The organism is Microbacterium sp. 5K110, assembly GCF_005774735.1.
GTDB lineage: Bacteria > Actinomycetota > Actinomycetes > Actinomycetales > Microbacteriaceae > Microbacterium.
Genome location: NZ_VBUM01000004.1, coordinates 66,022 through 88,041 on the forward strand (window position 1 = coordinate 66,022; position 22,020 = coordinate 88,041).

Here is a 22,020-nt window from a genome sequence, read left to right on the forward strand (position 1 = left end):
CCATGCCCGGTGCGGCGAAAGATTTCCAGATCAACATCCTCGCCGACGACGCTCAGGCCCGGCAGGTCTTCAAGGGCTTCGAGGCGGTCGCTATCGGCGCCGCTGCGACGATCGCAACGGCCTGGGCGAAGGCGCAGGTTACCGAAGCGTTCGCTGGCGCTGCCGATACAGGGCAGGCGAACGCCCGTCTGGCGGCGTCGCTCGGCGCGACGGCCGACGAATCGGCACGGTGGGGAGCGATCGCGGGTGACGTCTGGTCGAAGGGGTTCGCCGACCGCGCCGACGTGGACGCTGCGATCTCCGCCGTTCGCCGCAACATCGGCAACTTCGCTGACGGCGAAATGACCGATCTCGTCACGAAGGCCACCACCCTCTCCGACGTCATGGAGCAGGACGTCATCAAGACGACGGGCGCCGCGGGCGCTCTGCTCCGAAACGGACTCGCCAAGGATGCCGACCAGGCGTTCGACATCACGGCTGCCGGACTCCAGTCCGTCGCCAACCAGGGCGACGATCTGTTGGACACCTTCATCGAGTACTCCCCGTTCTTCAGGAAACTCGGCCTCGACGGGCAACAGTCACTCGGGCTTCTGAGTCAGGGCATGGCCGCGGGCGCGCGTAACAGCGACTTCCTCGCGGACGCTCTCAAGGAGTTCGTCATTCGCGGGCAGGAACCGGTACGGCGGTCGACGGCGGACACGGCTGCGGCGATGGCTGCGGCACAGCAGGCGGGGGAGAGCCTCGCGCGGGCGCAGCGTGACGAGACGCGCGCGCAAGAGGGCCTGAACGCAGCACGGCAGCAGGCGGTGCGGGATCTCGATGCGCTCGCCGACCGCCTAGCCGGATCACAGTTGTCAGAGCGCGGCGCAGAGCTTGCCGTGCAGCGTGCGCAAGAGCGACTCAAGGCCGTCGGTAGTGGAAACTCCGACACCATCGCCTCGGCGGAAGCTGACTACGCGGCGGCGATAGAACGTCAGCGCTCTCTCGGGAACCGCGTCACTGCCGGTGAGCAGGCGGCTCTCCAGGACGCCGTCGACCGCGCCAAGCGCGACCTCGACGCGGCGCGCAGCGCGCCGACGCCGTCGGGGCTGGACGCAGCGGAGGCGAAGCTGGCCTACGACCAAGCGGTCTTTCAGCTCGAGCAGCAGCGCAAGGAAACCCGAGCGCTCGCCGACGAAAAGGCGAGGGCTGACCAGGCCGGCGTCGAAGGGTCGCAGGGGGTGCAGTCTGCGCAGGACTCCCTCGCGAACGCGCAGAAGTCCGTTACGGAGGCGACCGACGCCGCCGCGAAGGCGAACGCCAACGCGGCCGACGATTCCACTGCGCTCGGCAAGGCGTACCGCCGCCTCGGTATTGACGGCGAGTGGGCCGCAGCCGCTATCGCCTCCGGTGGACCGGACGCGCAGCGGGCGCTCCAGATGGTGCGAGATGGGCTCCTCGGGGTCACCGACCCGGTGGAGCGCAACGCCCTTGCCGTGCAGCTCTTCGGCACCAAGGCGGAGGATCTGCAAGGTGCGCTGTACGCGATGAACCCGAGCACAGCCGTGGACTCTCTGGGGCGGGTGGCGGGAGCCTCGCAGCAGCTCGCGACGACGATCGAGGAGGGGCCGCAAGCGCAGATTGAGGCGCAGCGACGTGCCGTGCAGAACTCGGTGACCGACTTCCTCGAGTGGAGCGGCGTGATGGGCGACGCGGGTATCTGGGTGGCAGCGTTCGGCGGGGACGTCCTGGGCGCTGTGGGCGCCGTCGGAGGCCTCGCGGTGGCGATCGCGACTTTCCGGGCAGCGCAGACGGTGGCGACCGCGGCGACCGTCGCGAACACAGCGGCGACCGTGGCAAATAATGCGGCGTGGTACGCGTCTCCGGTGACGTGGATCATCCTCGCGATCATCGTCGCGATCGGACTGCTGGTCGCGGCGGTGGTGTGGCTGTGGACGAATTGGGATGACGTCACGAAGTGGATGGGCGAGGCCTGGACCAACGTCTCGACCTGGATTGGTGACGGCGTCGACTGGGTTGGCGGCAAGGTGGGCGAGGTGGTCGGGTGGTTCAACTCCCTTCCCCTACAGGCGGGAGTGGGTATCGCCAGCCTCGGGCGCGGTCTGCTCGAGGCTGGTCATGGGATCGCTACAGCGTTCGCGTGGTTGTGGAACAACACGGTCGGCGCGGTCGATATCCAGCTTCCCGGGTTCCTCGGATTCCCCGGGGCGCATCTGTCTGTGCCCGACATCATCGTGCCGGCTCTGGCGTCGGGCGGTGTCGTGCTCGGACCGACACTCGCGCTGATCGGCGAGGCTGGCCCCGAAGCGGTCGTGCCGCTCAGCCGGGCATCCGAGCACGGCTTCGGAGGTGGCGGTGGTGTGACGCACGTCGTGCTCGAGCTGGACCGCAGGGTGCTGTACGAGGCGTTCGTGAAAGAGGAGCGAGGGAGGCGCTGATGCAGGCTGGTCCGAGCGGGTTCGATGAGGCGTTGGCGTCGCGTTCGGCCGACACGTTGACCGTGCATGCTGTCGTGGCGACCCCGGGTGACGATGTGGCGTCGGCGTCCGGGTGGGCCGAGGCTCTTGTGATCGAGCGTCAGATGTCGGGCGAGCTGCCTCCCTCGGCGTCTGATGTCGTCGGGGGAGTTTCGGCCACGCTCCGAGTCGACGGTGACGCGAACGGGGCGGCAGCACCCGTCCCGATGCGCGACGCGGCCTCCTGGCTGACGTCGCAGGTGGACGTGCGTCTGGGATACGGCGGGCTCGAGGTGCCGGTGTTCTCTGGGCGGGTGTCGCGACTGGACGCGGCCGAGGGCGACGGATCGCTGCGTGTCGACGCGCGCGACGCGAGCGAACGGCTCACCGTGCCTGTCCGGCTGCGCCCGTACGGCAGCGTCGGTGTATTCCGGCATCCGACGAACACGGCCGGTGTGATCGTGTCGATTCTGCACGCGAACGGCATCCGGGTGACGCCGGCCCCGCGGTCGACGTCGTGCGAGCTGTCCGTCCCGGGCGTCGGTGGGTGGCTCGCGGACATCGGGTGGACGGTCCCGCGGGGTGCGTCCGTGTCCTCGACGTGGACGGCGGGCCGGTTCGGTCCGGCGGCTGCCGCGAATCCGGACGGCTCGGCGGAGATCATCGTCGGCTACCTCGCCAACCGGCGCGCGTTCGTGGGGAACTCGACGATGTTCGAGGCGTGGGTGCGGGTTGTCGCTGGTCAGGACATTCCGCAGGTGCTCCGCTTGGCGAGCTACGTCGGGGAGGCTGTCACTCTTGACGTCACCGCGGGGGCTGCGGCTGTGGTGTGGCGGCGCGACTTGGGCACTTCGAGCACGCTGATCAGCGCCCCCGTATCGGCTGGTTGGCACCACCTCTGTGTGGAGGTGGGGCCGATCGCGTACGCGAAGCTGTGGATTGACGGCGTCGAGGCCGCGTCTTCGACGAGTCCCTGGCCGGGTGGTGCGACGACGTCTGACGTCGACACGTTGCGGTGGTCGCCTGGCGTGCAGGCTGTCGCTGTCTACTGGCGTGAGGGGCAAGTCAACACCCCTGCGCAGCCGACCTCGGCCGTGGTCGGGTTCGTGTCGGAAGCGGACGTGTCCCTCGGCGCCCTCGATCTTGTGAGCATCCCGGATGTCGATGGGCGGGAGTCGTGGGCGGTGGCGCAGGAGATCGCGCAGGCCGAACTCGGCATGGTCGGGTTCAGTGAGGCCGGCCGGTTCTTCTTCCGCTCACGCGCGGACCTCGCCGCAGTCACCGTGCCTGTCGCGACGTGGGGCGTGGATCTCGTCGATGACGTACGTCCCACCGTCTCCGCCGACGCTCTGATCACGCGGGTTACCGCGAAGGTTCGTAGCGTCACCGGCACACCGTGGGCTCCGGGACCGGACAACGATAAGCCGTCCGTTGTGGCCGACGCGCCGGACTCGGGCATTTCTATCCCGGTCGGGACTTCCTCTGTGCTGGTGACCTCGTCGACTCCGCTCGTCGTCGATACGCAGGCGATGTCGGTCATTACGACCGCGGCGGGGGCGTGGCAGGCGCCCGCCGCGGTGGTGCTCTGCTACTCCGCATCCGGCGCGACGCGGTACACCGGGGGGCAGGTTCGGGCGTGGCTGTCGCCGGTCAGCATGACGTCCTGGCGGGTGACGTTCGTGAACAGCAGCGGGTTCGTCCTGTACGCGGCGTGGCCTTCGGAGTGGGTGACGGACAACACCCCGTTCGGGATGAAGGCCGGAGATCCCGGGCTATGGATCAACGGCACGGCGTTTGAGTCGGGAAAGGCCGTCGAGTTGGTCGTCGATCGCTCGAACACGGCGGGTGTGACCGCATGGGGCACGCGCACGCACGAGCTTGCACAGAGCCCGTGGCGGCAAGATGCCGCCCGGGTGGCGACATTCGTGGACGGGCTGCTCGCTGACACGTCCAAGCCGCGCGCGCAGGTATCGGACATCACCGTGCCGGCCGATCCGCGGTGGCAGATCGGCGACCCGGTGCGGGTGAGTGACTGGCGAGGCAAGCTCCCGGGGTTCGTCGCCCGGATCACATCCGTGAGGTTGACGGTATCCCGTGACGTTGAGAACGGGATCGTCGGGACGTACGGGCTCCGGCAGATCCCCGGGACGCTGCCTCGCGTCACCGCGCAACCCGCGGACGCCTCGGTGTTCGCAGGCGACGACGCGACGTTCGCTGTCGCTGCGAGCGATGTGAGCAGCTACCAGTGGCAGCAGCAGCCGCGGCCCGGCGCGACGTGGACGCCGATCCCCGGTGCGACCGGAGCCAGCTACACCCGGACGGGGGTAGCGCTGTCGGACAACGGCAGCCGCTACCGGTGCAACGTCATCGGCCCGACAGGTGACGACTGGACGCGCGCAGCGCGCCTGACCGTCTCATAAAGCAAGAGGGAGAGATCATGCCCGTGATTCAGTTCCGATTCGCCGATCCGACACCGGACGGCGACGACGCACCCGCAGGGGAGAGAGTGCGCTGTGCGCTGCTCGAGCCCGAAGCGGTGACCGGCGTCTACCGTTCCGTCGCCGAGTTTCAGGTGCCGCTCGTGGCCGGCGCGGCGGATGCCACGCTGTCGGCCGGCGCGTGGTACATCGCGGTCGACGGGGTCGAGGGGATCTCCGAACGGTGGGTGCTCGTGCCCTCCGGTGCGGGACCGGTGCTGTTCACCGCGCTTCCCGACGTCGACCTCTCGACCGTGCCCGTGCAGCCCGTGCAGGTGCCGCGGTGGTCGGCGCTGGATGGGCGGCTGAGCGTGCTCGAGCAGGCCGGCGCAGAAGTGTCTCTCGAGACGGACCCGGCCGTGCCCGGGTCGGTCGTGCTCGTCGTGGCACCCCGGGCGACGCCGGCCGCGCCCGTCGTCGTTCAGCAGCCGGCGAGCCTCACGAGGGTAGCTGGTGCCGTCGCCGTGTTCACCGCTTCCGCGAGCGGGACGCCCGCACCGACGGTGCAGTGGCAAATCAACGGAGGAGCGTGGGCGGACATCGCGGGTGCGACGAGCGCCAGCTACACCATCCCCTCTGTCGCGGTCGCTGACGACGGCAAGCAGTACCGTGCGATCTTCACGAACGCATCAGGTTCGGTGGCGACACAAGCCGCGACGCTGACGGTCACCGCGAGTGGGGGCGGTGGGGGGTCGGCGCCCGTCGTGACGACGCAGCCGCAGTCACAGACGGTCGCCTCCGGAGCATCGCTGACGCTGACCGCGGCGGCGACCGGCGCGACCTCTATGCAGTGGTACACCAGCCTGGATAACGGGGCCACGTGGAAGACGATCGCGGGCGCGACGGACACGACGTACGCGGGGACCGTGTTCGCGGGAGGACCGTCGCCGCGGTTCCGCGCGACGTTCACCAACACGTCCGGCTCGGTAACGACGGACGCGGCGATCATCACGGTGACGGGGGACTGACATGACGGACCAGCGTGTGCACATCCCGGTCCTCGACGCCAACGGCAAGCTCGACCCCGGCGTACTCCCGGCCCAGGCGACGGGCGGGGGTGCGCAGTGCGTCACCTGGGCTTTCGCGGGCGATCTCGCGGTGCGCTCGGGCGTGCTGCTGTGGGAGTCCCCGCCCGCACCGATCAAGGTCACTCGGCTGGGGATCACCGTCGGCACCCTCGGCGGCGCATCCGGGCAGGTGGTCGCCGCGCTCTCCGTCAACACGGCGTCATACGCAACGGTCGGGCTGGATCGGTCGACGCGCCGCGCGGGAGTCTCGGTGACCGGCCCGACGATCACCGCGGGCGCGCTGCTCACCGTCGATATCACGGCAGTGACGACGGGTGGCGTGCCGGCCGACGCGGTCGTACAGGTTTGGTGGGAGTACGTGTGATCGTCCAGCCGCCGACAGCACCCGTCCGCGTGCCCGTGGCCTCGTCGGTGATCCCGGTCCAGTTCGCTGAGCCCTCCGCGAACCTCGCCGCCCAGCGGGCTGCATGGGAGGTGGAGTACGCGCGCATCCCCGCGGTGATCCGTGCCGAGATGGAGCAGTGGTATCTCTACGGCGGCGTGCGGCTTACGCGGCTGACGTACCGGTTCGGGTCAGCGACCTGGTTGGCGGACGGCCCGGGCGCGTGGATCGGGTGGGCATCGAACTACGCCGGGCTGTACGATTCCGCGACGGTCGGAGGTGCCGACGCGATCTTCCATAACCACAAGATCGCGTGTGCGACGAACTATCGCGACGGTGCGTCTGCGATCGTCCATGAGTTCGGGCACCACATCGACGCGGTGCTGACGTACCTCCGTGGTACGCCGTGGGGTCCACTCTCAGCGCTGAACTACGGCACGCCGTTCGCCGAAACGTGGGCCGCGCGGCATGCGCAGATCCCCTCGGCTTACTACGGTGCGACGAACATCCGTGAGTGGATGGCCGAGCAATGGCGGTGCATAATCCAGGGCGATCCGGCTACCTTCAAGCAATTGATGGGCGGCGACGCGCCCACCGCTACGGCGATCTACGCCCACTGGGTGACCCTCTTCCCGTCCCTCGCTGGACGTCTCGCTCTCTGACGAAAGCTCCCCCTCCCGGCCCCCTTCACACGGCGGCTGGGAGGGGGAGCTTTCGTCTTTACCGGGGGCAAAGGTGCGCCGAGGCCTCGGCGAACACGGCCGCCAGGCGCTCGTCGGTCGCTGCGCCGTAGCCGCGCGCTCGCTCCACCATCTCGGACCGCGGGATGTCGGGGAAGTCGGCGTACAGATCGCAAGCCTGGTGACCTGTCTCGAGCATGTGCGACTCGACGTCGGCTGACCACGGAACGTTCACGATGTCGCGGACCGCCACGAGGTAGTCGTACTCGGCCGGAGAGTATTGGGCGGCGGAGGAAATCGGCTCGCTCCTGTTGGCGAGTGACACGACGATGACGATCGTGAGGATGAGCATCGCGCCCACCCCCAGCGCGGAGGCGAGAATCGCGTGAGGGCTCATGCGGCGCCGCGCCAGGGGGGCGCGAGGAGACGGCGTCGCGCGTCGGTCGTTGGTCCAGGCCTCGCCGTTCCAGTGGCGCTGCAAGCCCTGGCGCTCGGGGTCGGGATACCAGCCTGCGGGTGCGCTCATTTTCGGCCTGTCCTCCTCTGTGTGCGCGCCGGAGCGTAGCGCGACGGTGAGGACGGTGGGTGAACAGGCGTCGAGCGGGCAACGCGGAACGCGTCGCGCAGGCATCCCCGACGCGTCGCGTGACACCGGCGCGGCGCGACCCGTCGTGCTGACCGGCGGGCGCGACGCGTTATGGGCGTCAGCCGTAGCGCGTGGCCGCCCGCGACGGCTGGGCAGGTGATCTCAGCTCGGATGTTCGTCAGCGGCGCTCGACCAGATCCAGCACCGGTATTCGGTTTCCTCGATCTGGAAGACGATGCCGACCGCGTCCGGGGTCCACCGTGCGGCGAGGGCTTCGACGCGCACTGGAACGCTGCCGAACCGTACCCAAGCCCTGACCTTGCGCCGCGGCTTCGGATCGATCGTCAACGGCACTTCGTCAAGTCGCAGCTCGACATCGGTCAGGGTCTGGGGCGGGGCGCCGCGCGCGATGGTGACGAGCGCGCGGTCGTTCATGCGCCGGTCGACGGCGTCGGCGTAGCGTCTGTTCGTTCCCACGGGTGGCCGGATGTCCTTTCTCCGGCCGAGGAGATCAGGGTACGTTGCGGGGCCGACACCGGCACGACATCGAGTCGGCACGCGTGACACCACGTCGCTGCGATCACCGTCCCGCAGACAGGGCAGGACAGCGGGGGCGGCAAAGTCATGCCGTCGAACGTAAGGCGTCAGAGCTACCGACGTCAGTCGAGAGTCGGGGGCAGCCTGCTCCACGTTTGCTCCACGCGACCCCTGATTCGCGAGGTCACAAACAAGAAACCCCCGACTGATCGGGGGTTTCATTGTGGGCGATACCAGACTCGAACTGATGACCTCTTCCGTGTGAAGGAAGCGCGCTACCAACTGCGCCAATCGCCCTTCGTCCCCAACGGGACTCGACTACCTTACCCGATCCGCGGGGACCGTTCCGACCACGACGATGGACACGCGCGGGCCGCGTCTGGTTTTGCGCACGCCCCGGAATCGGGTAATGTCTTACGAGTGCTCGGGGCAAGCCCCGGGAACAAAATGCGGATGTAGCGCAGTTGGTAGCGCACAACCTTGCCAAGGTTGGGGTCGCGAGTTCGAGTCTCGTCATCCGCTCGAGTGTGAAGATATTCGTCAGGTTCCCGGCGAACGATCATGACACGTGGGTCGAACCACACACGGTGGCGTGGCCGAGCGGCTAGGCACCGGCCTGCAAAGCCGTTTACACGGGTTCGAATCCCGTCGCCACCTCGACGACAACTGAACAGCCTTCATAGGCGCGATTGGCGCAGCGGTAGCGCGCTTCCCTGACACGGAAGAGGTCACTGGTTCGATCCCAGTATCGCGCACCACAGAAACCCCCGGCTCGCCGGGGGTTTTCTTTTTCTAACGTCCGGCTTCGCGATCCCGGTCGCGCTTGCGCGCCCTACCCGCCGCAGGCTGAGGCGGATGCTCGACGACGTCGCGGAGCCGCTCACCTGGCCTGGGGGCCTGCTCGGGGGCGGGGGAGACGTTTCGGATCGACGGATCGGCGGACTCCGGCCGGCCGCGTCGGATGTACCAGCTCACCGGCAACTCGCGCGTTCCGAACCAGCCGCGACGGGAGCGCACCAGGGTGAAACCTTGATCCCGCAGGTCGAGCGCGTGCTCGTAGGTCATGGCCGTCGGGGCGATGCGGACCCAACCCTCGCGGTAGTCATAGACGTGGGTCGCGATGTGGTGGCGGGACATGCGAACCTCCTCCTCTCGAAGGGTCGCACGGACCCCACCCCACGACGAGGCACGGCGTGTTCCATTCGTGTGAACAGTGGGCGACTCGGCACTTCCGCATTCTCACCTGAGCGCGAATGCGCGTCCTCCGCAATCCCCGTTGCCGCGGACGCGAAGCCGCTTAGCGTAGGACCATGACCGTCCCCGACACCCTCTGGCGCGAGATCGCGTCGTCGTCCTTCGTCTCGTTCGGAACGTTCCGCCGAAACGGCGAGGAGGTCGCCACACCCGTCTGGATCGCACGCGACGGCGACGAACTCCTCGTCACCACCGAGCGCAACACCGGCAAGGTCAAACGCCTTCGGAACGACCCGAGGGTGACCCTGCGCCCGTGTTCGCGGATGGGCGCGGTCGAGCCGGATGCCATCACCGTCCAGGCCCGCGCCCGGATCGCGGGCCCGAGCACCGAGGACGGCCGCGCGGGTGCGGCGTTCCGTCGCAAGTACGGATGGCAGTTCCGCGCGATCACGGGGTTCGAAGCACTCGTGCGCCGCGTCCAACGGCGCCCCGGCGACCGCGTCATTCTGCGTATCTCCCGCTCCGATTGACCTACCCGACCGCGCTAGCGAGATTCCTCGGCGAATGCAAGCGGGTGCCCCACCTCGAGAACCGCGCGAGGGTGGATATCCATAGCGGTGGCATCCCCCGGCATCCGCGTTCGTCATTCTGTTCAGGAATGCGCGGTCTCTCGGGGATGCGCTCTCGGAGGTACCCGTGGGGAAGTTCATCTACGACAGCAGCATCAAGGTCGAGTTCGAGGATCGTCTGCTGGCCCACCTGCAGGCCGTGATCATGGCCAAGGTGCGCCGCGGTGAGAGCTTCCCCTTCACGTGGAAGGACGACATCAGTATCGGCGGGGGACGCACGACGGTGTACGTCCATCCGCACGTGTCGATGGTGTTCAAGTATCACGGCAGCCGAAACCCGCAGTTGAGCAACTCCTGGCTGCACGCGCTGACGTACAACGCCAACTCCGGACGCGGTCTGTACGTGATCCCCGAGCCCGACGAGTCCGCGTCGCGAGAGCCCGAGCCGCGCCCGGAGATGGTGTTCCGCGAGGTGCCGAACACGCAGGTCGCCCAGCCGGCCACCGTCTGACACCCGCGCGGGGAATACCCGCGCCGTCACGGGCCGTTCAGGAGGACATGACCGACTGGAACGCGGCACGGCCGATCTTCGAGACGACCGCCATCGCCCACCTGTCCACGCTCATGCGCGACGGTTCCCCGCACTCCGTGCCCCTCTGGGTCGACGCGGACGGGGATCGGCTCATGTTCTTCACCGAAATCGACAAGCTCAAGGACAAGAACCTCCGACGCGACCCTCGCGTGGCCGTTTCGGTGACCGGAGCCGACAACCCGTTCGCGATGGCGTTCGTGCGCGGTGTGGCCACCGATCGCCTCGACGGCGACGATGCGATGCCGTTCGTCGACCGCATCTCCCGCCTCTACACCGGTGAGCCCTACTCGATGCGTTCGGGGCTCGCCGTCTGGTTCGTCGAGCCGCGCCGCGCCTCGGCCCACACCTACGAGGACTGAGCGCTCACAGCGCCAGCGGGAGCACCGCCAGCACGAGGATCAGCGGAGCGATCACCGCGCCGATCAGCACGAACCGGCTCCATCGCACCTGGACCCCGGCCGCGACCAGCCGGTCGTGCCACAGCAGCGTCGCCAGCGACGCCCACGGCGTCACGATCGGGCCCGCGTTCACCCCGATCAGCAGGGCCGCGAGACGCGCGGGGGAGCCCGCCACCGATTCCATCGCCAAGTACGCGGGCAGATTGTTGATGCCGTTCGCCGCGAGCGCGCCGACCCCCGCGAGCTGCCAGAGCGCGGTCAGATCTTCGCCCGTTCCGGCCAGCACCGAGGTGATCCGACCGATCCCGATGGCCTCCAGGGCGCCCACGGCCAGGAACAACCCACCCGCGAAGACGAGGAGCGACCAGGGGACGAGACGGATGCCGAGAGCCCGCGGCGCGCGCACGGCGAACACGGCCACGAGCACGACAGCGGCCGCGAGAGCCGGCATCCACGGGTCGAGCCCGATCACCAGCAACGGCAGAAGCGCGAGCGTGACGATCGCCGAGACGCGCAGCAGCACGGGATCGGCGACGGCGGGGGCGGCGGCATCCGGGTAGGTGCGAGGCAGTTTTCGCAGGAACACGGCGGTGAGGACCGCGACGGACACGGCGATCGCGATGAGTGCCGAGGGTCCGAGGAGCGCGAGGAACGCCAGCGGGTCGTGTCCGCCGAGCGCAGCGGATGCCAGCAGGTTGGTGAGGTTGGACACGGGAAGCACCAGCGACGCGGTATTGGCCAGGACCACCGTCACGAACGCGAAAGGCAGCGGGTCGAGCTTGCGTGCGACCGCCATCGCCACCACCACCGGGGTCAGCAGCACGGCCGTCGTGTCGAGCGACAGGAACGCCGTCGCCACGGTCGCCAGGGCCACGACGAGAACCCAGAGCCACACTGTCCGCCCCTGCGCGAGGCGCGCGAGGCGCGCAGCGACGACGTCGAAGAGCCCCGCCTTGGATGCCAGCTCCGCCACCACGGTGACCGCGACGACGAACAGCAGGATCGGCCAGACGCGGTCGGCGACGGCGAGGGCCTCGTCGGCGGGCAGCATCCCGGTGAGGAGGGCGACCGCGCCGAGGATCCAGAGCACGCCGCCGATGATGGCCAGAGTCACCGCTCCACTATGGAGCACGCCGCGTGCCGTCGAGGCCACGCCCGACGGGTAGCCTGGAATCGACCCATCCAGGAGACCGCCTTGACTGATGCCGCCCTGCCGTCGGAGCAGACCTACCCCGCCGACGGCTTCGCCCTCTTCCCCGACCGTTCGGTCGTCGCCCTGCGCGTGAACGGTGAGCTGAAAGACCTCGCCACGACCGTCACGGCCGACGACGAGGTCGAGCCGGTCACGATCGACAGCCCCGAGGGCCTGTCGATCCTGCGGCACTCCACCGCGCACGTCCTCGCCCAGGCGGTGCAGCGCGTCAAGCCGCAGGCGAACCTCGGCATCGGCCCGCCCGTCACCGACGGGTTCTACTACGACTTCCAGGTCGACGATCCCTTCACTCCCGACGACCTCAAGGTCATCAAGAAAGAGATGGAGCGCATCGTCCGCGAGAACCAGCGCTTCGTCCGTCGCGTCGTCACCGACGACGAGGCGCGGGCCGAACTCGTCGACGAGCCGTTCAAACTCGAGCTCATCGGCCTGAAGGGCGGCTCGGCTGAGGCCGCCGAAGGGGCGAACGTCGAGGTCGGTGCCGGCGAGCTCACGATCTACGACAACGTGAACCGCGACGGCGAGACGGTGTGGAAAGACCTCTGCCGTGGACCTCACGTCCCGGGCACGCGTCTCATCGGCAACGGCTGGGATCTCACGCGCATCGCGGGCGCCTACTGGCGCGGCAGCGAGAAGAACCCGCAGCTGCAGCGCATCTACGGCACCGCGTGGGCGACGAAGGACGATCTCCGCGCCTACCAGCACCGCCTCGAGGAAGCCGCGAAGCGCGACCACCGCAAGCTCGGCAAGGATCTCGACCTCTTCTCGTTCCCGGACGAGATCGGTCCGGGGCTGAGCGTCTTCCACCCCAAGGGCGGGATCATCCGGTACGAGATCGAGCGGTACATGCGCGAGCGCCTGCTCGCCAGCGGGTACCAGGTCGTGAACACGCCCCACATCACCAAGGGCGACCTGTTCATGACCAGCGGTCACCTGCAGTGGTACGCCGACGGCATGTACCCCCCGATGGTGCTCGACGAGGTCGTGGATGCCGACGGGCACGTGTCGCGCGAGGGCCAGGAGTACTACCTCAAGCCCATGAACTGCCCCTTCCACAACCTGATCTTCCGCTCGCGCGGGCGCAGCTACCGCGAGCTGCCGCTGCGCCTGAGCGAGTTCGGGTCGGTCTACCGCTACGAGAAGAGCGGCACGCTCGCAGGGCTCACGCGCGTGCGCGGCATGACCCAGGACGACACCCACATCTACGTCACGGCCGACCAGGTCAAGGGCGAGCTGACCCACAGCCTCGACTTCGTGCTCCAGACGCTGCGCGACTACGGCCTGAACGACTTCTACCTCGAGCTGTCGACGAAGGAAGAGGGCAACCCCAAGTTCATCGGCGACGACGCGCTGTGGACCGAGGCGACCGAGACCCTCCGCGAGGTCGCCGAGGCCTCCGGTCTCGAGCTCGTGCCCGACCCGGGCGGCGCGGCGTTCTACGGCCCCAAGATCTCGGTGCAGGCCCGCGACGCCATCGGCCGCACGTGGCAGATGTCGACGATCCAGCTCGACTTCAACCAGCCCGAGCGGTTCGAGCTCGAGTACACCGGCCCGGACGGCGAGAAGCACCGCCCCGTGATGATCCACCGCGCCCTGTTCGGTTCGGTAGAACGGTTCTTCGCGATCCTCCTGGAGCACTACGTCGGCGCCTTCCCGGTGTGGCTCTCGCCCGTGCAGGTCGTCGCCGTCCCCGTCGCCGAAGAGTACGGCGAGTATCTCGACGGCATCGTCGCCGAGCTGCGCGCGAAGGGCGTCCGTGCCGAGGTTGACCACAGCGACGACCGCATGCAGAAGAAGATCCGCACGCACACCACGCAGAAGGTGCCGCTGCAGCTGATCGCCGGCGAGCAGGACCGCGCCGGTGGCACGGTCTCGTTCCGCTTCCGCGACGGCACGCAGCTCAACGGCATCCCCGTCGACGAGGCCGTCGCGCGCATCACCGGCGCGATCGCGGGCCGCACGCTGGTCGACACCGCCGAGGACCTCGCGTGACGACAGAACCGGATGCCACCGCGGCCGGCGACGAAGCCCTCGCCGCCGCCGCGGAGCTTCCGGGCGTGCCGGACGAGTTCCAGCGCCTGTGGACGCCGCACCGCATGGCATACATCTCGGCCGGGCGTGAACCGATGGAACTGCACTGCCCGTTCTGCGCGGCTCCGGACAAGTCCGACGAGGACGGCCTGATCGTCGCGCGCGGGAAGAGCGCGTACGTCCTGCTCAACCTGTTCCCGTACAACTCGGGACACCTGCTCGTCTGCCCGTACCGTCACATCGCCACGTACGACCAGGCGACTGACGAAGAGGTGGCGGAGATCGGTGCGCTGACGCAGCGGGGGATGCGGGTGCTCCGCGAGGTGTCGCGCTGCGACGGCTTCAACCTCGGCATGAACCAGGGGGCGATCGCGGGCGCCGGCGTCGACGCGCACCTGCACCAGCACATCGTTCCGCGGTGGGCGTCGGATGCCAACTTCTTCCCGATCATCGCCAAGACCAAGGCGCTGCCACAGCTGCTCGGCGACGTGCGGCGTACGGTCGCCGCCGCCTGGAACGCCTGACCTCCGCCGCGCAACCCCGCCGATCGATCGAGGGTCCCGCGGCTACGGTGGCCAGATGAAGGCTCTCGTCCGTCCCCTCGTCCTGTCGCTCATCGTCGCCACGGCGCTCGGCACCACCACCGGGTGCATTCGACTCCCGAGCCCCCTCGGCCCCGAGGGGGCCGGAGCGCCCCTCACGGCACCCGCCGACCCGTCCACCCCGACGCCGCTTCCCGACGCCTCGGCCAGCCCCGACGCCGGCGACGAGTGGGGCGACGCGTTCGCCGAGCGCGACCGGTTCTTCGAGGAGCAGCAGCTGCCCTTGGACGGCACACCGCTCGTGGCCGTCACCCCCGAGCAGAAGGAGTTCATCGCGCAGCAGAAGGCGTACGTCGAGGAGCAGGGCGCCGCGTGGACCGCGCAGGAGGAGAGCCTGTCACTGGCCCTCGCCGCTGATGCCTGCGAGACCGCGATCTTGAACGCCCACGCGATCGACGCCGATCTGCTGCGGACGCACGTGGCCACGTCGCCCCTGTTCGCCCAGCTCGTCCCCGCCGATCTGCAGGGCGACGACCGCACGTCCGCCGAGGCGCCCATCGCGAGCGTCATGGTCTTCGGCACGACGTTCCTCTGCCCCGACGACGGCGACGCCTGGATCGAGGCGTACACGGAGGTCTACGGCGGCTGACGCCGCTCGCCGGGGCGTGGCGGTCAGCGCACCCGGCGCACCGCGAACTGGAGGCGCGGATGCGCGTACGCCTCTTGCGACTCCACGAGCCGCAGTTCGCGGGAGCCGGACTCGTAGGTGTTCGACAGCAGATCGAAGACGCTGGATGCCGTGCGCGCCAGCGCGTCGGCCGCGTCGCCGCTGCGACGGTAGTGGGCGGTGAACAGCGCCGCCGTGACATCGCCCGAACCGTTGGCTTTCATCGGGATGAGCGGGGTCTGGACGATCCACGCCCCGGCGTCGTCGACGACCATCATCTCGATCGTGTCGGGCTCGCGGTCGGGGCGCTCGACGCTCGTGACGAGCACTGTCCGGGGCCCGCGCGCGCGGACGAGGTCGGCGGACTCGAGCGTCGAGGCGATGCTGCCGGGCTCGGTTCCGGTCAGGAAGCCGAGCTCGAACTGGTTCGGCGTGAGGATGTCGGCGACGGGCACGACGCGTTCGCGCAGCAACTCGGGGATGGCGGGGGCGACGAAGCACCCGGACTTGGCGTTGCCCATGACCGGATCGCACGCGTACACGGCATCCGGGTTCGCTTTCTTCACCCGGGCCACGGCGTCGATGATGACGTCGGCGATGCCCTCGCCGCCCTGGTAGCCCGAGAGCACGACGTCGATCTCTCCGAAGACCCCGCGCTCCTCGATGCCGGCGATCACGTCGGCGACGTCGGCGGGCGAGATGAGCGGTCCCCGCCACGCGCCGTACCCGGTGTGATTCGAGAAGTTCACCGTGTACACCGGCAGCACTTCGACGCCGATGCGCTGCAGCGGGAAGACGGCGGCCGAATTTCCGACGTGGCCGTAGGCGACGGCGGACTGGATCGAGAGGACCTTCATCCCTCGATCCTCCCACTTCGCGTCGGCGGTCGGAGCGTGGCCACGGCGGTCGCCAGGTCGTCCGCGAGGGCTGCGGCCTCGACCTCGGTGAGCCCGTGCACGGTCAGCCGGAGGTAGTCGCCGGCGGCATCGGGAGAGAGGAAGAAGTGATCGCCGTCGCGGACGAGCCAGCCTCGGCGCATGAGTTCTTCGCGCACCCGCGCTGCCGGAGCCGGCAGCGGCACCCAGAGGTTGAGGCCGTCACCGACGGTGAGCGGGAGCCCGCGTGCGGCCAAGGCGGCGGCGAACGCCGCGTTGCGATCCGCGTAATGCGTGGCGGCCCGTTCGATCCCGTCGCGCACCTCCGGGTCGGTGACGAGAGCGAGAGTGAGCCGCTGCAGGATGTGGCTGACCCAGGTTGTGCCGGGCGTGAGTCTGAGGGCGAGGCGGTCGGCCGTCTCGTCATCGGATGCCACGACCGCGAGGCACATGTCCGGTCCGAGAAACTTCGACACCGACCGGATGCGCGCCCATCGCTGCTGCGTCGCGCCGATGACCGAGTGCAGCGGCGCGCGTGAGAGGAGGGAGAAGTGGTCGTCCTCGATCACGAGCACGTACGGGTGGTCCGCGAGGACGGCCCGGAGCTCGGCGGCCCGCGTCTCGGTCAGGCTCGCGCCGGTGGGGTTGTGCGCCCGCGGAGTGCAGATCACAGCGCGGACGCCCTCGGCCAAAGCGGCGCGGAGTCCCTCGACCGTCATGCCCTCGGCATCCACCGCCACCGGCACGGCGCGATAGCCGCCCTGCCGGACGGTATGCAGCGCCGAGAGGAAACAGGGGTCTTCGAGGGCGACGGCGTCGTCGCGCTGCAGAGCCTGTGCGAGCAGACGCTCGATCGCATCGCTCGCACCGCTGGTGACGGTGATGCGCGGGGTGGGAGCCGAAAGGCCCTCGGCCATCCATTCGCGCGCCCACGCCTCCAGACCCGGGTCGACGACGGGCTCGCCGTACAGGACGGGGCGACCGGAGCGAGCGAGCGCGGCTGCGGGATCGGGAATCAGGGCGGGATCGGGGTTGCCGGTGCCGACGTCGCGGAGCACGGTCCCCGCCGCGTAGCCCTCCTGCGCGACCGGCGCCTGTCCGGCGACGCGCGTTCCACCGCGGCCGCGGGCGACGACGAGGCCCGCCTGGGCGAGCATCCGATACGCGGCGACCACGGTGTTGCGGTTGACGCCGAGCTCGGCGGCCAGGGCGCGCACCGGCGGGAGCGCATCGCCCGACTGCAGCTGTCCACGCTCGATGCGTTCGCGCAGATCGGCCGAGATCTCGGATGCCGAGCGACCGGTGATATCGACGGACATGGGCCCCCTCTCGCCTTCTCCAGCATATGTCCTGCGACGTGCTACCTTTTGGCCTAAGCCAAACAGAGCGCGCCCGAAGCGCGAAGGGAAATCCACAATGACCGACACCGGAACCTCCCGCGTCAAGCGCGGACTCGCCGAGATGCTCAAGGGCGGCGTCATCATGGACGTCGTCACCGTCGACCAGGCGAAGATCGCCGAGGACGCCGGTGCCGTCGCCGTCATGGCGCTCGAGCGCGTGCCCGCCGACATCCGCGCCCAGGGCGGCGTCGCCCGCATGAGCGACCCCGACCTCATCGACGACATCATCGCGTCGGTGTCGATCCCGGTGATGGCGAAGGCCCGCATCGGCCACTTCGTCGAGGCGCAGATCCTGCAGGAGCTGGGCGTCGACTACATCGACGAGTCCGAGGTGCTCTCGCCCGCCGACTACGTGAACCACATCGACAAATGGAACTTCACCGTGCCCTTCGTCTGCGGCGCGACGAACCTCGGCGAGGCTCTGCGCCGCATCACCGAGGGCGCCGCGATGATCCGCTCCAAGGGCGAGGCCGGCACCGGAGACGTCTCCGAGGCGACCAAGCACATCCGCACGATCCGCGGCGAGATCAACGCCCTGCGGTCCAAGACCAAGGACGAGCTGTACGTCGCCGCCAAGGAGCTGCAGGCCCCCTACGAGCTCGTCGCCGAGATCGCGGAGACCGGGACCCTCCCCGTCGTGCTCTTCACCGCCGGGGGAGTGGCCACCCCGGCCGACGCCGCGATGATGATGCAGCTGGGCGCGGACGGCGTGTTCGTCGGCTCAGGCATCTTCAAGTCCGGCAACCCCGCGCAGCGCGCGGCCGCCATCGTGAAGGCGACCACGTTCCACGACGACCCCAAGATCGTCGCCGAGGCCTCGCGCGGACTCGGTGAGGCCATGGTCGGCATCAACGTCGCCGACCTTCCCGCCCCGCACCGCCTGGCCGAGCGTGGCTGGTAGCACCCCCCGCGTCGGCGTCCTCGCCCTCCAGGGCGACGTCCGCGAGCACCTCCGCGTGCTCGCGGACCTGGGCGCTGACGCCCGGCCCGTCCGGCGCGCGTCCGAGCTCGCCGAGGTGGACGGTCTCGTGCTGCCCGGCGGCGAGTCGAGCGTCATCGACAAGCTCGCGCGCGCCTTCGGCCTGTTCGACCCGCTGCGTGCGGCGATCTCCGAGGGCCTCCCGGTGCTCGGCACGTGCGCCGGGCTCATCCTGCTCGCCGATCGCCTGGACGGCGCGATCGAAGGTCAGCGGACGCTCGGCGGTCTGGACGTGCGCGTGCAGCGCAACGCCTTCGGTTCCCAGACGCAGTCGTTCGAGACCGACCTCGCCGTGCCGGTGCTGGGCGATCCGCCGGTGCACGCCGTGTTCATCCGTGCGCCCGTGGTCACCGAGGCGGGTCCGGATGCCACCCCGCTCGCCGCCCTGCCCGACGGACGCATCGTCGCGGTCGAGCAGGGGAACCTCCTCGGCCTGGCGTTCCACCCCGAATCCACGGGCGAAACGCGCTTCCACGCGCGGTTCCTGGAACGCGTCCACAGCGCCGCCTAACACACATCGGCATAGACCCGACATTTCGATCAAGCCCGAATTCCGCAATTCAGTGTGTTGCGGACTCGCGACACCTGCCATACCGTGGATGTGCGCGAGCAATGTCGATTCGCGCACTATCGAAACTAGTGGGGATACGTAACGTGAGAATAGGATCTGTCATCAAGCCGGGCGCGGTCGCCGTCGCCGTCGCCGCCCTCATCACAGCCGGAGCATTGCCGGCCACCGCCGCGGAGGAGGTTATCCCTTCCGACGAGAGCGCAATTCAGACGTTGATCTCCGAGCGCGCAGCGGTGGACAACGAGCAACCGACCCTCGACGCACTGACCGCCGAGGTGGTGCACGACGTGAGCGTCCTCAACTCCTGTAACAGTCCGATGAACGCGGTCGCCTTCACCGGCCAGTGGATGGAGTCCACGAAGTTCGACTGCTCCATCGCCGGCGATAGCACGTCGCGCATCGGCTACTCGTGGCAAATCGATCCCAATGCCGTCGGTGGTTCGATCTGCTTCCAGGGCCGCGGCGCTCGGATTCCCGCCAGTAACCCCTATGTCGGTGGCCAGCTGTACTGGCACTCCGGCGGGTGTGGTTCGTCCGGTTCCGTGACCGTGGACTGGCAGAGCAGCCTGCACCACAAGGCAGCACGTTTCTCCGCGGCCAACGCCCCGGTGCTCGGCGTCGGATTCAACTGGACCTGACCCCTGCCGTGACGACTCGTCACCGCGCACGGCGGTGGGCGGTCGCGGGAACGGTAGCCACCGTTCTCGCGACTGCCGGCTGCAGCGCACAGTCCTCGCCCCCGGGAGACCCTCTCCATACGGAAGTCGTGGCGCTTTTCACTTGTGACCGCCTATATGAATGGCGGGACCAGAGTTACGCATATTCTTCAATGCAATCCTCTTTATGCGTTCTCGAAAGCGATGCCATTCGAGTCCGGGCTTTCGCGTCGCCCGAAGCCGCTCTCGCGGGACTTATCGACGAGCATGAGATTCTTCCCGAGAGTGCTTCAATCGCCGTGGGAGACGCGATATACGTCGCCGCATCACCAACGTCCATGAGGCGCATTCTGGAGACATTCCCTCAGCTCCGCCCGATCGACCGTAAAGACGTAAATTCCGGTTCGCCGATGCCGCGCGACGAGCGCGACGTGTGTGTCGGCATGATCGCCGCCCACTTCGACGCCGCCATCGACGGAGGGGAGCAGTCGGACGATTCCACTCTCTCTGGCTACGGGGACATCTATCCGGAAGCCGTCCGTGGAGCTTCCGACTCCGCGGAGGTGGTGCGGGCCGATGAAGCACGACGACAGCTGCTCAACCGATTGCGCTCCGACGACCCGTTTGCCTACGACGTGTGGCTCTCCGAACAAGTGTCCCCGCTCAAGCAGCTGTGCGCTGCGCCCCGCTCTCCCTAAGTGGCCTCCGCACACCTGAGAACGTCGCCACCGCCCTTCACTGAGCACGGTCCGCCCTCGTTCTAGACTGGAACCCATGTCCGGACACTCCAAATGGGCCACGACCAAGCACAAGAAGGCGGTCGTCGACGCCCGCCGCGCCAAGTCGTGGGCCAAGCTCATCAAGAACATCGAGGTCGCCGCCAAGCTCGGTGGAGCGGACCTCCAGGGCAACCCGACGCTCTTCGACGCGGTGCTCAAGGCCAAGAAGACCTCGGTCCCCAAAGACAACATCGACCGCGCCATCAAGCGCGGCGCCGGGATCGGCGGCGAGGCCGTCGAGTACTCGTCGATCATGTACGAGGGCTACGGCCCCAACGGTGTGGCGTTCCTCATCGAGTGTCTGACCGACAACAAGAACCGCGCCGCGGCCGAGGTGCGCACCGCACTCAGCCGTAACGGCGGCACCCTCGCCGACCCCGGCAGCGTGGCCTACAACTTCAGCCGCAAGGGCGTCATCGTCGTTCCCTCCGAGGGCACGACCGAAGACGACGTCATGCTGGCCGTCCTCGAGGCCGGCGCCGAAGAGGTCGAGCCGCACGGCGAGGGCTTCGGCGTCATCACCGAGGCGAGCGACCTCGTGACCGTCCGTTCCGCGCTTCAAGAAGCCGGGATCGAGTACGACTCCGCCGACGTCGAGTTCGTCCCCTCGCTCAAGGTCGAGGTCGACGCCGACACCGCCCGCAAGGTGTTCCGCCTCATCGACGCCCTCGAAGACAGCGACGACGTGCAGAACGTGTACACCAACTTTGACCTCACCCCCGAGGTGCAGGCCGAGCTCGAGAACGACGAGTAAGGGCGCGCCCTGCCCTCTCGCACGGCCCCGGCGCTTAGCGTGGGGGCCGTGTCTCGTTCTCTGCGCGTCCTCGGCGTCGACCCCGGCCTGACGCGCTGCGGTATCGGCGTCGTCGACGTCGCCCCCGACCGCTCGGCCACGCTCGTGCACGTCGGCGTGGTGCGTTCCGCGGTGACCGATCCGATCGAACGTCGCCTGGCGACGATCGCCGCGGGGATCCGCGACGTCCTCGCCGCCCACGACCCCCAGGTCGTCGCCGTCGAGCGCGTCTTCGCGCAGAACAACCGCCACTCCGTGATGGGCACCGCGCAAGCGAGCGGCATCGCTCTGCTGCTCGCGGCGGAGCACGGCATCCCGGCCGCCACCCACACTCCGAGCGAGGTCAAGGCAGCGATCACCGGCTACGGGTCGGCCGACAAGCTCCAGGTGCAGACGATGGTCGCCCGGGTGCTGCGGCTGGACGCGCTGCCGCAACCGGCTGACGCCGCCGACGCCCTGGCGCTGGCGCTCTGCCACGCCTGGCGCGGGGGAGAGGCGACCGCCACCACCGGGGGAGCTCTGACCCCCGCTCAGAAAGCGTGGCGGGATGCCGAGAAGCGCCAGACGTCGCCGGCGACGCGTGTCGCTCGAACAAAGGTCCGAACCGGCGCGTAG

At 68.9% G+C, this 22,020-nt stretch carries 23 protein-coding genes and 4 tRNA genes; 20 read left to right on the top strand and 7 right to left on the bottom strand.

Annotated features, from left to right (window positions below; genetic code table 11):
* Positions 1–2: 2 nt before the first annotated feature.
* From FE256_RS02315 to FE256_RS02335, 5 genes are read left to right on the top strand one after another with little or no spacing between them, the layout of a single operon-like run.
* Positions 3–2,438 (top strand): phage tail tape measure protein, encoded by a 2,436-nt coding sequence (locus FE256_RS02315; RefSeq protein WP_138172613.1) that lies wholly within the window; start codon positions 3–5, stop codon positions 2,436–2,438.
* Positions 2,438–4,876, top strand: a complete 2,439-nt coding sequence (locus FE256_RS02320) for an immunoglobulin domain-containing protein (protein WP_138172614.1) — start codon at positions 2,438–2,440, stop codon at positions 4,874–4,876. The genes FE256_RS02315 and FE256_RS02320 overlap by 1 nt, the downstream gene beginning before the upstream one ends.
* A 17-nt stretch (positions 4,877–4,893) precedes the next feature.
* Positions 4,894–5,901, top strand: coding sequence for a DUF8696 domain-containing protein (locus tag FE256_RS02325; RefSeq protein ID WP_138172615.1), 1,008 nt, complete (start codon positions 4,894–4,896; stop codon positions 5,899–5,901).
* A 1-nt stretch (position 5,902) separates the two neighbouring features.
* Positions 5,903–6,325 (top strand): hypothetical protein, encoded by a 423-nt coding sequence (locus FE256_RS02330; RefSeq protein ID WP_138172616.1) that lies wholly within the window; start codon positions 5,903–5,905, stop codon positions 6,323–6,325.
* Entirely contained in the window at positions 6,322–7,005 is a 684-nt protein-coding gene (locus tag FE256_RS02335; RefSeq protein WP_138172617.1) for a hypothetical protein, read from the top strand. The genes FE256_RS02330 and FE256_RS02335 overlap by 4 nt, the downstream gene beginning before the upstream one ends.
* Before the next feature lie 58 nt (positions 7,006–7,063).
* Here FE256_RS02335 and FE256_RS02340 read toward each other — a convergent pair whose 3' ends face one another.
* From FE256_RS02340 to FE256_RS02350, 3 genes are all read right to left on the bottom strand, one after another.
* Complete coding sequence (locus FE256_RS02340) at positions 7,064–7,549, bottom strand: DUF2510 domain-containing protein (protein WP_171024155.1); 486 nt, start codon at positions 7,547–7,549, stop codon at positions 7,064–7,066.
* A 222-nt stretch (positions 7,550–7,771) separates the two neighbouring features.
* Positions 7,772–8,044: a hypothetical protein gene (locus FE256_RS02345; protein WP_138172619.1), complete on the bottom strand. Its 273-nt coding sequence runs from the start codon at positions 8,042–8,044 to the stop codon at positions 7,772–7,774.
* Between the two features lie 326 nt (positions 8,045–8,370).
* A tRNA-Val gene (locus FE256_RS02350) sits at positions 8,371–8,443 on the bottom strand.
* Positions 8,444–8,595: 152 nt separating this feature from the next.
* Here FE256_RS02350 and FE256_RS02355 point away from each other — a divergent pair.
* From FE256_RS02355 to FE256_RS02365, 3 genes are all read left to right on the top strand, one after another.
* A tRNA-Gly gene (locus FE256_RS02355) sits at positions 8,596–8,668 on the top strand.
* A gap of 64 nt (positions 8,669–8,732) precedes the next feature.
* Positions 8,733–8,803 (top strand) — tRNA-Cys (locus tag FE256_RS02360).
* A gap of 26 nt (positions 8,804–8,829) precedes the next feature.
* Positions 8,830–8,904 (top strand) — tRNA-Val (locus FE256_RS02365).
* 34 nt (positions 8,905–8,938) lie between these two features.
* Here FE256_RS02365 and FE256_RS02370 read toward each other — a convergent pair.
* Positions 8,939–9,283 (bottom strand): hypothetical protein, encoded by a 345-nt coding sequence (locus tag FE256_RS02370; protein WP_138172620.1) that lies wholly within the window; start codon positions 9,281–9,283, stop codon positions 8,939–8,941.
* A 173-nt stretch (positions 9,284–9,456) separates the two neighbouring features.
* Between FE256_RS02370 and FE256_RS02375 the strand changes: the two genes are divergently transcribed.
* The 3 genes from FE256_RS02375 (at position 9,457) to FE256_RS02385 (ending at position 10,860) form a co-directional block, all read left to right on the top strand.
* The gene (locus FE256_RS02375) at positions 9,457–9,870 is read left to right on the top strand and encodes a PPOX class F420-dependent oxidoreductase (RefSeq protein ID WP_138172621.1); all 414 of its coding nucleotides are present in this window, start codon (positions 9,457–9,459) and stop codon (positions 9,868–9,870) included.
* Positions 9,871–10,036: 166 nt separating this feature from the next.
* Entirely contained in the window at positions 10,037–10,420 is a 384-nt protein-coding gene (locus FE256_RS02380; protein WP_138172622.1) for a DUF7882 family protein, read from the top strand.
* A gap of 47 nt (positions 10,421–10,467) precedes the next feature.
* Positions 10,468–10,860 carry a TIGR03618 family F420-dependent PPOX class oxidoreductase gene (locus FE256_RS02385; RefSeq protein WP_138172623.1) on the top strand — a complete coding sequence of 131 codons (393 nt, stop codon included), beginning with the start codon at positions 10,468–10,470 and terminating at the stop codon, positions 10,858–10,860.
* Between the two features lie 4 nt (positions 10,861–10,864).
* Here FE256_RS02385 and FE256_RS02390 read toward each other — a convergent pair whose 3' ends face one another.
* A complete protein-coding gene (locus FE256_RS02390) occupies positions 10,865–12,013 on the bottom strand; it encodes an SLC13 family permease (RefSeq protein WP_138172624.1) in 1,149 nt (382 codons plus the stop codon).
* Positions 12,014–12,094: 81 nt separating this feature from the next.
* Between FE256_RS02390 and thrS the strand changes: the two genes are divergently transcribed.
* From thrS to FE256_RS02405, 3 genes are read left to right on the top strand one after another with little or no spacing between them, the layout of a single operon-like run.
* On the top strand, positions 12,095–14,104 hold the full coding sequence (gene thrS, locus FE256_RS02395) for a threonine--tRNA ligase (RefSeq protein ID WP_138172625.1): 2,010 nt from the start codon (positions 12,095–12,097) through the stop codon (positions 14,102–14,104).
* Positions 14,101–14,667: an HIT family protein gene (locus FE256_RS02400; protein WP_138172626.1), complete on the top strand. Its 567-nt coding sequence runs from the start codon at positions 14,101–14,103 to the stop codon at positions 14,665–14,667. The genes thrS and FE256_RS02400 overlap by 4 nt, the downstream gene beginning before the upstream one ends.
* A 55-nt stretch (positions 14,668–14,722) precedes the next feature.
* Positions 14,723–15,334, top strand: coding sequence for a hypothetical protein (locus FE256_RS02405; protein WP_138172627.1), 612 nt, complete (start codon positions 14,723–14,725; stop codon positions 15,332–15,334).
* A 23-nt stretch (positions 15,335–15,357) separates the two neighbouring features.
* Here the strand turns inward: FE256_RS02405 and pdxY are convergent, their stop codons facing one another.
* Both pdxY and FE256_RS02415 read right to left on the bottom strand, forming a co-directional pair.
* The gene (pdxY, locus tag FE256_RS02410; RefSeq protein WP_138172628.1) at positions 15,358–16,209 is read right to left on the bottom strand and encodes a pyridoxal kinase PdxY; all 852 of its coding nucleotides are present in this window, start codon (positions 16,207–16,209) and stop codon (positions 15,358–15,360) included.
* Entirely contained in the window at positions 16,206–17,546 is a 1,341-nt protein-coding gene (locus FE256_RS02415; protein WP_138172629.1) for an aminotransferase class I/II-fold pyridoxal phosphate-dependent enzyme, read from the bottom strand. The genes pdxY and FE256_RS02415 overlap by 4 nt, the downstream gene beginning before the upstream one ends.
* A gap of 97 nt (positions 17,547–17,643) precedes the next feature.
* Here FE256_RS02415 and pdxS point away from each other — a divergent pair, with 97 nt between their 5' ends.
* From pdxS to ruvC, 6 genes are all read left to right on the top strand, one after another.
* The gene (pdxS, locus tag FE256_RS02420) at positions 17,644–18,528 is read left to right on the top strand and encodes a pyridoxal 5'-phosphate synthase lyase subunit PdxS (RefSeq protein WP_138172630.1); all 885 of its coding nucleotides are present in this window, start codon (positions 17,644–17,646) and stop codon (positions 18,526–18,528) included.
* Positions 18,518–19,117, top strand: coding sequence for a pyridoxal 5'-phosphate synthase glutaminase subunit PdxT (gene pdxT / locus FE256_RS02425; RefSeq protein ID WP_138172631.1), 600 nt, complete (start codon positions 18,518–18,520; stop codon positions 19,115–19,117). Before pdxS ends, pdxT begins: the two co-directional genes overlap by 11 nt.
* Before the next feature lie 143 nt (positions 19,118–19,260).
* Entirely contained in the window at positions 19,261–19,815 is a 555-nt protein-coding gene (locus FE256_RS02430) for a hypothetical protein (protein ID WP_138172632.1), read from the top strand.
* Between the two features lie 356 nt (positions 19,816–20,171).
* Positions 20,172–20,531: a hypothetical protein gene (locus tag FE256_RS02435; RefSeq protein WP_171024156.1), complete on the top strand. Its 360-nt coding sequence runs from the start codon at positions 20,172–20,174 to the stop codon at positions 20,529–20,531.
* A 76-nt stretch (positions 20,532–20,607) separates the two neighbouring features.
* Positions 20,608–21,366, top strand: coding sequence for a YebC/PmpR family DNA-binding transcriptional regulator (locus tag FE256_RS02440; protein WP_138172634.1), 759 nt, complete (start codon positions 20,608–20,610; stop codon positions 21,364–21,366).
* A 48-nt stretch (positions 21,367–21,414) separates the two neighbouring features.
* Positions 21,415–22,020: a crossover junction endodeoxyribonuclease RuvC gene (gene ruvC / locus FE256_RS02445; protein WP_138172635.1), complete on the top strand. Its 606-nt coding sequence runs from the start codon at positions 21,415–21,417 to the stop codon at positions 22,018–22,020.

What these genes read in the sequence shown, in the direction of transcription:
- FE256_RS02415 (WP_138172629.1), bottom strand. Translation starts at nt 17,546, where the DNA reads ATGTCCGTCGATATCACCGGTCGCTCGGCATCCGAGATCTCGGCCGAT.
- FE256_RS02375 (WP_138172621.1), top strand. Translation starts at nt 9,457, where the DNA reads ATGACCGTCCCCGACACCCTCTGGCGCGAGATCGCGTCGTCGTCCTTC.
- FE256_RS02320 (WP_138172614.1), top strand. Translation starts at nt 2,438, where the DNA reads ATGCAGGCTGGTCCGAGCGGGTTCGATGAGGCGTTGGCGTCGCGTTCG.
- FE256_RS02370 (WP_138172620.1), bottom strand. Translation starts at nt 9,283, where the DNA reads ATGTCCCGCCACCACATCGCGACCCACGTCTATGACTACCGCGAGGGT.
- pdxY (WP_138172628.1), bottom strand. Translation starts at nt 16,209, where the DNA reads ATGAAGGTCCTCTCGATCCAGTCCGCCGTCGCCTACGGCCACGTCGGA.
- FE256_RS02325 (WP_138172615.1), top strand. Translation starts at nt 4,894, where the DNA reads ATGCCCGTGATTCAGTTCCGATTCGCCGATCCGACACCGGACGGCGAC.
- FE256_RS02435 (WP_171024156.1), top strand. Translation starts at nt 20,172, where the DNA reads ATGAGGCGCATTCTGGAGACATTCCCTCAGCTCCGCCCGATCGACCGT.
- pdxS (WP_138172630.1), top strand. Translation starts at nt 17,644, where the DNA reads ATGACCGACACCGGAACCTCCCGCGTCAAGCGCGGACTCGCCGAGATG.
- FE256_RS02330 (WP_138172616.1), top strand. Translation starts at nt 5,903, where the DNA reads ATGACGGACCAGCGTGTGCACATCCCGGTCCTCGACGCCAACGGCAAG.
- FE256_RS02405 (WP_138172627.1), top strand. Translation starts at nt 14,723, where the DNA reads ATGAAGGCTCTCGTCCGTCCCCTCGTCCTGTCGCTCATCGTCGCCACG.
- FE256_RS02340 (WP_171024155.1), bottom strand. Translation starts at nt 7,549, where the DNA reads ATGAGCGCACCCGCAGGCTGGTATCCCGACCCCGAGCGCCAGGGCTTG.
- FE256_RS02345 (WP_138172619.1), bottom strand. Translation starts at nt 8,044, where the DNA reads ATGAACGACCGCGCGCTCGTCACCATCGCGCGCGGCGCCCCGCCCCAG.
- FE256_RS02315 (WP_138172613.1), top strand. Translation starts at nt 3, where the DNA reads ATGCCCGGTGCGGCGAAAGATTTCCAGATCAACATCCTCGCCGACGAC.
- FE256_RS02385 (WP_138172623.1), top strand. Translation starts at nt 10,468, where the DNA reads ATGACCGACTGGAACGCGGCACGGCCGATCTTCGAGACGACCGCCATC.
- FE256_RS02440 (WP_138172634.1), top strand. Translation starts at nt 20,608, where the DNA reads ATGTCCGGACACTCCAAATGGGCCACGACCAAGCACAAGAAGGCGGTC.